Source organism: Streptomyces sp. NPDC005141, assembly GCF_053599975.1.
Window position 1 is genome coordinate 1 of record NZ_JBSFYW010000125.1, and the last position, 7,428, is coordinate 7,428.

General features: G+C 70.3%; 8 protein-coding genes. 6 read left to right on the forward strand and 2 right to left on the reverse strand.

Annotated elements, in window-relative coordinates:
* The coding region (locus ACWD68_RS41120) for a zinc ribbon domain-containing protein (RefSeq protein ID WP_451811591.1) at positions 1–285 on the forward strand (285 nt) is incomplete at its 5' end.
* Positions 286–298: 13 nt separating this feature from the next.
* Here ACWD68_RS41120 and ACWD68_RS41125 read toward each other — a convergent pair.
* Positions 299–1,711, reverse strand: a complete 1,413-nt coding sequence (locus ACWD68_RS41125) for an amidase (protein WP_451811592.1) — start codon at positions 1,709–1,711, stop codon at positions 299–301.
* A 168-nt stretch (positions 1,712–1,879) separates the two neighbouring features.
* Here ACWD68_RS41125 and ACWD68_RS41130 point away from each other — a divergent pair, with 168 nt between their 5' ends.
* Genes ACWD68_RS41130 through ACWD68_RS41140 form a run of 3 tightly spaced genes read left to right on the forward strand, consistent with a single transcriptional unit; the run spans position 1,880 to position 3,661 of the window.
* Positions 1,880–2,326, forward strand: a complete 447-nt coding sequence (locus ACWD68_RS41130) for a carboxymuconolactone decarboxylase family protein (protein ID WP_266766231.1) — start codon at positions 1,880–1,882, stop codon at positions 2,324–2,326.
* Positions 2,327–2,350: 24 nt separating this feature from the next.
* On the forward strand, positions 2,351–3,016 hold the full coding sequence (locus ACWD68_RS41135; RefSeq protein ID WP_451811593.1) for a sulfotransferase family protein: 666 nt from the start codon (positions 2,351–2,353) through the stop codon (positions 3,014–3,016).
* An 18-nt stretch (positions 3,017–3,034) separates the two neighbouring features.
* The gene (locus tag ACWD68_RS41140; RefSeq protein ID WP_451811594.1) at positions 3,035–3,661 is read left to right on the forward strand and encodes a dTDP-4-dehydrorhamnose 3,5-epimerase family protein; all 627 of its coding nucleotides are present in this window, start codon (positions 3,035–3,037) and stop codon (positions 3,659–3,661) included.
* 445 nt (positions 3,662–4,106) lie between these two features.
* On the opposite strand, the gene ACWD68_RS41145 is transcribed toward ACWD68_RS41140, so the two are convergent.
* On the reverse strand, positions 4,107–5,120 hold the full coding sequence (locus tag ACWD68_RS41145; protein ID WP_451811595.1) for a Gfo/Idh/MocA family protein: 1,014 nt from the start codon (positions 5,118–5,120) through the stop codon (positions 4,107–4,109).
* Between the two features lie 196 nt (positions 5,121–5,316).
* Between ACWD68_RS41145 and rfbA the strand changes: the two genes are divergently transcribed.
* Complete coding sequence (gene rfbA, locus ACWD68_RS41150; RefSeq protein ID WP_451811596.1) at positions 5,317–6,186, forward strand: glucose-1-phosphate thymidylyltransferase RfbA; 870 nt, start codon at positions 5,317–5,319, stop codon at positions 6,184–6,186.
* A 60-nt stretch (positions 6,187–6,246) separates the two neighbouring features.
* A complete protein-coding gene (locus tag ACWD68_RS41155) occupies positions 6,247–7,323 on the forward strand; it encodes a glycosyltransferase (RefSeq protein WP_451811597.1) in 1,077 nt (358 codons plus the stop codon).
* The last annotated feature ends 105 nt before the right edge of the window (positions 7,324–7,428 follow it).

Genomic DNA, 7,428 nt, shown 5'->3' on the forward strand with positions numbered 1-7,428 from the left:
GGGCGTGAACTTGTCGTGGTCGACCGCTGGTTCCCGAGCTCGAAGCTGTGCGGAGCCTGCGGAACGGTCCGTGAGAGTCTGCCGCTGCACGTCCGCGAGTGGACGTGCGGCTGCGGCGTGACGCATGACCGCGACGTGAACGCGGCGTGCAACATTCTGGCCGCCGGGCTGGCGGTGTCTGCCTGTGGAGACGGTGTAAGACCTCAACGGGAGTCCTCCCGGACGGGGCAGTCGTTGGTGAAGCAGGAACCCCAGCGGGCGACCGCTGGAATCTCCCGCCTTTAGGCGGAGGAAGAGGTCAACTTCCTTTCGCTGTGAGGCCGGGGGGAGTCAGGCTGAGGCCGAGCGCCGTCTCGAGGAGCTCGCCCGCCCCGAGCACGAGGGCGTCCTCGCCGACGCGGCCGACCAGTTGGAGGCCGGCCGGGAGCCCGGCCGGGGTGAGGCCGACGGGCAGCGACAGGGCCGGCTGCCCGGTGAGGTTGAACGGATAGGTCGCCGGCGACCAGGCGAGCCAGCGCAGGTCCCGGGCCGCGGCCCAGGGCGGGGCGATCGCGCCCGCGGCGAACGGCTCGAGGGGAACGGTCGCCATGGCCAGCAGGTCGTAACCCTCCATCACCGCGGCGAGCCTGGTCCGCAGGGCGAGCCGGGTCTCCTCCGCGCGGGCCACCGCGGCCCCGCTGACCGAGCGCCCGTAGCGCACGACGGCGAGCCGGCCCTCGTCGCACCACGGCTCGTCCGCGGGCGCGGTGCCGTTCGCCTCGGCGGCGGCCAGGATGTCCACCAGGGCGTCGTAGGGGTCGGGGAAGGGGGCCTCGATGCGCTCCACCCGGTGCCCCAGCGCGGCCAGCACCGGCAGGACCTTCTCGGTGGCGTCACGGATCGCGCCGGACGTCCCCGCGAACTCGACCCAGCCGATGCGCAGCGCGCCGCGCCGCGCGTCGGGCGCCGGCGCGGCCGGCACCGACTGGGGGTCGCGGCGGTCGGGACCGGCCAGCACCGCCATCAGTTCACCGACGTCCGCCACACTGCGCGCCAGCGGCCCGACATGCGACAGCCGTTCGGCACAGGGCGGCACGTAGGGGATGTGCCCGAAGGAGGGCTTGAACCCGACCACGCCGCAGAACGCCGCCGGGATGCGCACCGATCCGGCTCCGTCGGTGCCCAGCGAGGCGGTGCACAGGCCCGCCGCGACCGCGGCCGCCGACCCGCCGCTGGAACCGCCCGCCGTCCTGCCGGGTGCCCAGGGATTGCGGGTGGCGGGACCCACCCGGCTGACGGTGCTCGCACTCCACCCGTACTCCGACGTCGCCGTCTTGCCCACCACGATCGCGCCCGCCGCCCGCAGCCGGGCCACACAGGGCGCATCGCTCGCACCGCGCGGGTTCGGCAGCAGCGATCCCCGCCGGGTGGGCAGGTCCTGCGTCTGGATGAGGTCCTTCACCGACACCGTGACGCCCAGCAGCGGCCGGTCGCGGAAGGCGGCCGCACCGCGACGGGCGATCAGCCGGTCGGCCGCCCGGGCCTCGCGCACCGCGCGGGCCTCGGCGACCTCGACATAGGCGCCCAGCCGCGGGTCCGTCTCACGGATGGCGGCGAGCACGTCCAGCACATGCCCGGCGATCGTGGAATGGCCCTCGAGAATAAATTGCCGTGTTTCGCGAATGTTGCGGCAGACCGGCTGCCGGCTCGTGGTTGTGGTGGACTCTGACACGAGACCACTACAAGTCATCGACTGAATTCCGTGCAACTTACGGATTGAGGGTGTTTCATCTGCGCCCATTCCGCAGTTGAACAGCAATTTCTTGCGAATGTTTCAGGGCGCCGAGCAGCATGTTTTCCCAGGTAATTCATGCCCGCATATTGCACAGGAGAAGATCCGATGACTCCACGGATGGACAATCCTTCCCTGGTCGTTCCCGGCGCCCTGCAGCCCCTGCTCGACCTGACCGAGGTCATCGGCAAGGTCGGCGTGCCGCAGACGACGCTCGACCTGATCCGGCTGCGCGTCAGCGAGATCAACGGCCGCGCTTACACGCTCCCGGCGGGCCCCGACCAGCCGGCCGGCGTCGACACCCGCCTCGCTCGGGTCGCCGCCTGGCGGACCGAGTCCTGCTTCGACGCCGCCGAGCGCTCCGCACTGGAGATGGCCGAGGCCATCACCTCGATGACCGACCCGCAGGACATGGCACCGGACGAGATCTGGGAGGAGTCCGCCCGCCACTACAACGACGAGCAGCTCGGCGCGCTCGTCATGCACATCGGCCTGGTCAACTTCTGGAACCGGGTCAATGTCGCCACCCAGCAGGAACCCGCGGTCTGGCGCTGAGGAAGAGGAAAGGGACACCGCACCGTGCTGAAACTCATCAACACCGGCCTGGGCCGGACCGGCACCACCTCACTGAAAGCGGCCCTGGACCGGCTCGGTCTGGGCCCCTCCTTCCACATGTTCGACATCGTCGGCGACGAAGAACGCCTCACCCGCTGGGAGAAGATCGTCTGCGACGGGCAACGCCCCGACTGGGCGGCCCTGTTCGACGGCTACACCTCCGCCGTCGACGGCCCCTGCGCCGTCTACTACCGGCAGATCAGCGAGGCGTTTCCCGACGCCAAGGTGATCCTCACGGTCCGCGACGCCGACAGCTGGTACCGCAGCACCCACGACACGCTGTACCAGTTCGCCCTGCGCAGCATGCAGAACCCGCCGCCGCCCGGATCCCAGCAGGCCCGGCTGTTCCGCGTCACCAGCACCATGGTCTGGGACGGCCTGTTCGGCGGCCGGTTCGCCGACAAGGACCACGCCATCGAGGTCTACCACCGCCACAACGAGGACGTCGTACGCACCCTGGGCGCGGACAACGTCCTCGTCTACGACGTGCACCAGGGCTGGGAACCGCTGTGCGCCTTCCTCGGGATCGAGGCGCCCGGGGAGGACTTCCCGCGCGCCAACGACAGCGCGTCCATGCGCCGGCGGATCGCCCAGGCGTCATCCGGAACCGGCCCGGTCCCCACCGGCTGAGACAGCGAGGAGCAAGCGGTGCTGATCTCGGAAATGACGGTCCCCGGCGCCTACCGCGTCCAGCCCGAGCCCCTGAGCGACCGGCGGGGCTACTTCTTCGAATCGGTGAAGGCCGGCGCCCTGCTGGCCGACAGCGGCTGGGACTTCACGGTCCGCCAGGTCAACTACTCGGTCTCCCGGCGCAACACCCTGCGCGGCATCCACGGCACCAAAGTCCCGCCCGGCCAGGCCAAGTTCGTCACCTGCGTACGGGGCAGCGCGCTCGACATCGCCGTCGACATCCGCGTGGGCTCGCCGACGTTCGGCCACTACGACGTCACCCACCAGAGCCCGGAGACGGGAACGGCCGTCTACCTGCCCGACGGCGTCGGCCACGCCTTCCTCGCCCTCAGCGACGACACCTGCATGAGCTACCTCTGCTCGCAGGAGTACGAGCCGGGCACCATGATCGACGTCGACGCGCTCGACCCGGCCCTCGCCCTGCCGTGGGACCTGAAGGAACCGCCGATCCGCTCGGACAAGGACGCCGCGGCCCCCACCCTGGCCGAGGCGGCCGCGGCCGGCCTCCTGCCGACCTTCGAACAGTGCCTGCCTCGCCGGCTCTCCGCGCTGCTGAACAGCCCGGCCGGCCGCCGCGAGGGATGACACGAAGAAGAACCAGGAAGTACGAGGAACGGCAGCCGGCGTCCGTGGACGCCGGCTGCCGTTCCTCGTACTTCCTGGTTCCCCGTTTCCCGCTCCCCTTCGCCGAGGACCTCACCCGCCGCCGTTCACCGGGTTCCTCCGAGGATGCCTCGGCCTTCGGGCCGGGGAGGAGTCGGATTCCTGCGAAGGCAGGGCGGGAAGCGGGATTTCGCCCTCAGGGCGGAACACCGACCCCTGATTGGGTAGGGTGCACGCCGTGCGGTGCGAGAACCAAGCGCGCACACCGTGCTGATCGAGAGTCAGGACAGCACCTGCACGTTCACGCTTTGCTGTATCGAACCGGGCTGGTTTCAACCCGGCTGGTGTTGATCGCGGAAGACCTGCCGGGTCGCCGGCCCGCAGGCAGCGTGAGCCAGGAATCCCCCTGCTTTGGCTGGGGGAGGATTCAACCGCGTTCCCGGCCCAGGGCGTGCTCCCGGATCCGGGCCATCAGGGCGGCCTGCCGCAGCAGCTCGTGATGGTGCGCCGCCCGCAGGCCCGGATCGCGCACCGCGTCGTGGAAGGCGGTGAACACCCCGAGGAACTGGTCGGACGCCGGGGCGGTGATCCGGGTCTCGCGGTCCCGCTGCTGCAGCCGCAGCACCGGACGGGCAACCGGTGAGGGGGTGAACGCCCACTCCAGGACCAGACGCCCCTCGCTTCCCCACAGGTCGTACGTCGAGCGGTAGCTGTGGGACAGGCCGAAGGAACAGTTCGCCGTGACACCGCCGCCGTCACGCAGCAGCGCCACCCCGGACACGTCCACGCCCCGCTCCCGATCGAACGTCAGGCCCGCCCCCAGCACCTGCGTCCGCGGCCCCAGATACTCCTGGGCCGCACGCACCGGATAGCAGCCGACCTCCCACAGCGCCCCGCCGCCCAGATCCGCCTGGTACTTGATCCCGTGCGGGTCGGTCGGCGGAATGCCGAACACACCGTTGTAGGACCGCAGTTCGCCGATGGCCCCGTCCGCCACCAGGGACCGCGCCTGCTCGTGCTGGGGATGGCGCAGGAACGCGAAGTTCTCCATGACGAGCAGCCCGCGCTCCTCGGCGAGCGCGATCAGGGACCGGGCGCTGTCCTCACGGGGCACCGCCGGCTTCTCGATCAGCACATGCTTTCCCGCCTCCAGCGCCCGGCGCGCCCACCGGGCGTGCTCGCTGTTGGGCAGCGGGATGTAGACCGCGTCGATGTCGGGCAGTTCCAGGAGCCGCTCGTAGCCCGCGACGGCCTTGCAGCCGGCCCGGGCCGCGACACCCTCGGCCTTCTCCCGGCTGCGGCTCGCGACCGCCACCAGATGGAACGGCGACTCCTCGATCGCCGGCAGGGCCCGCCGCACCGCGATGTCGGCGCACCCGATGATGCCGATACCGGGCCTCTGCTCGGATTCAAGAACGGGTGTCAGATCTTCGATGTTCACAGGCCCACCTAAAAGACGACAGAAATTCGCATGCCTGAACCGGGATAACGCAAGCCTGAGTAAACGGCACCGGGTTTGTCAACATTCACGCCATTCACGGTCCCGTGACATCCGAGGAGGCTTTTGAACGTGTGTTACCCCAATATAAAGTGCGGACATCGCCTAATGGGCACGAAGTCACTGAGGAGGCGCCACGGTGAAGGGCATCATCCTGGCCGGCGGCAATGGCACGAGACTCCATCCGATCACGCTCGGTGTCTCGAAGCAAATGCTCCCGGTTTACGACAAGCCGATGATTTACTACCCGCTTTCGGCCCTGATGCTGGCGGGAATCACGGAGATCGAGATCATCACCACCCCCGACGACCTGGAGATGTTCCGCCGCCTCCTGGGCGACGGCTCCTGGCTCGGCATCTCCCTGACCTACGCGGAACAGGACAAGCCCCGCGGGCTCGCCGACGCGTTCCTGGTCTCCGCGGACCACGTCGGCGACGACTCCGTCGCCCTGGTCCTGGGCGACAACATCTTCCACGGATACGAATTCGGGCCCCTGCTCCAGCGGGCCGCCCAGAACATCGAGGGCTGCGTCCTGTTCGGCTACCCGGTGCGCGATCCCGAACGCTACGGCGTCGGCACGCTCGACGACCAGGGAAAACTCATCGCCCTCGAGGAGAAGCCCACCCAACCGCAGACCAACATGGCGATCACCGGGCTCTACCTCTACGACAACCAGGTCGTGGACATCGCCCGCGGGCTGCGGCCCTCCGAACGCGGAGAGCTGGAGATCACCGACCTCAACCGGGTCTACATGGAGCGGGGCGAGGCCACGCTGATCCCGCTCGGCCGCGGCTTCGTCTGGCTGGACACCGGAACCCACGACGCCCTGATGGAGGCGGGGGACTACGTCCAGGTCCTCGAACACCGCCAGGGCGTGCGCATCGCCTGTCTCGAAGAGATCGCCTGGCGCATGGGATACATCGACCAGGAGGCCTGCTACCGGCTCGGAAGCCGCCTCTCGAACTCTTCCTACGGCCAGTACGTGATGGAAATGGCCCAGGCGGGCTGAGGACGAACGGCACCCCGGAACACCGAAATCCGTCCCCTCACCGGAAGAAGTGCAATCGCCATGAAATTCCTGTTCACCGTCGGCGGCAGCCAGGCGGCCGTCTTCGGCGTCGCCCCCCTGGCCACCGCCGCACGCAGCGCGGGCCACGAGATCCTCCTCGCCGCCGACGAACCCCTGATGGCGGCCGCGCAGTCCGTCGGCCTGCCCGCGGTCTGCATCACCCCCGAGCGCATGCGCTACGGACAGGACGCCCTGACCGCCGCCGGCCGGCTCGACGCCCTGCTGGAACTGACCGGGCAGTGGAGCCCCGACCTGGTCGTCGGCGGCCTCTCCCACGTCCCGAGGGTGCTCGCCGCCCGCCTCAAGGTCCCCTACGTCCGCCACATATGGCACATCGCCCCGATGGCACGCCGCGACCGCACGGCCGTGGCCGAACTCCAGCCGGAACTGGAACGCCTGGGCCTGAGCGAACTGCCGCCCCCCGACCTCTTCATCGACCTGTGCCCGCCGTCCCTGCGCCCGCCCGGCGCCCCCACCGCACAGTCGATGCGCTGGGTCCCCCGGGTGAGCCAGCGCCGGCTCGAACCATGGATGTACACCCGCCCCGAGGGCCGGCGCCGCGTCCTGATCACCGCGGGAACCCGCAACCTCATGCTCGACACCCCCGGCAGCTCGCTGCGCACCCTGGTCGGGGAACTGACCGGAGCGGGAGCCGAGGTGCTCATCGCCGCGCTCCCCGAGGCCGCCGAGCAGTTCGGCTCCCAGCTCGGCGACGTCCGCATCGGCTGGATCCCCCTGGACGTCGTCGCCCCCACCTGCGACCTGGCCGTCCACCACGGCGGCGCGACCACCGCCATGACCCTGATCAACGCCGGCGTGCCCCAGCTGATCATCCCCGACAACGGCTACGGCAAGGCCGTCGCCCAGTCCATCAGCGACTTCGGCGCCGCCGTGATGGTCGACCGGCACCGGCCCGAACCCGGCCGCAGCCCGGACGAGGTCACGGCCGCGGGCTGCCGCGCGATCCTCTCCGACCCCCGCTACGCCGAGCGGACCCGACTCCTCGCCGAGGAGAGCGCGTCGCTGCCCACCCCCGCCGAGGTACTGCGCGACATCGAGACCCTCACCGCCCGCTGAACGGAGCATGCCCGGCCGGGCACCTCGCCCGGCCGGCACGCGGATGCGCACCGAAGGAGCCGAGCGCCGTCCGGCAGACGGGTGGCCGCCGTCCGGGCCGCGGGG

Coding starts and splice junctions, on each gene's coding strand:
- ACWD68_RS41130 (WP_266766231.1), top strand. CDS start 1,880: ATGACTCCACGGATGGACAATCCTTCCCTGGTCGTTCCCGGCGCCCTG.
- ACWD68_RS41155 (WP_451811597.1), top strand. CDS start 6,247: ATGAAATTCCTGTTCACCGTCGGCGGCAGCCAGGCGGCCGTCTTCGGC.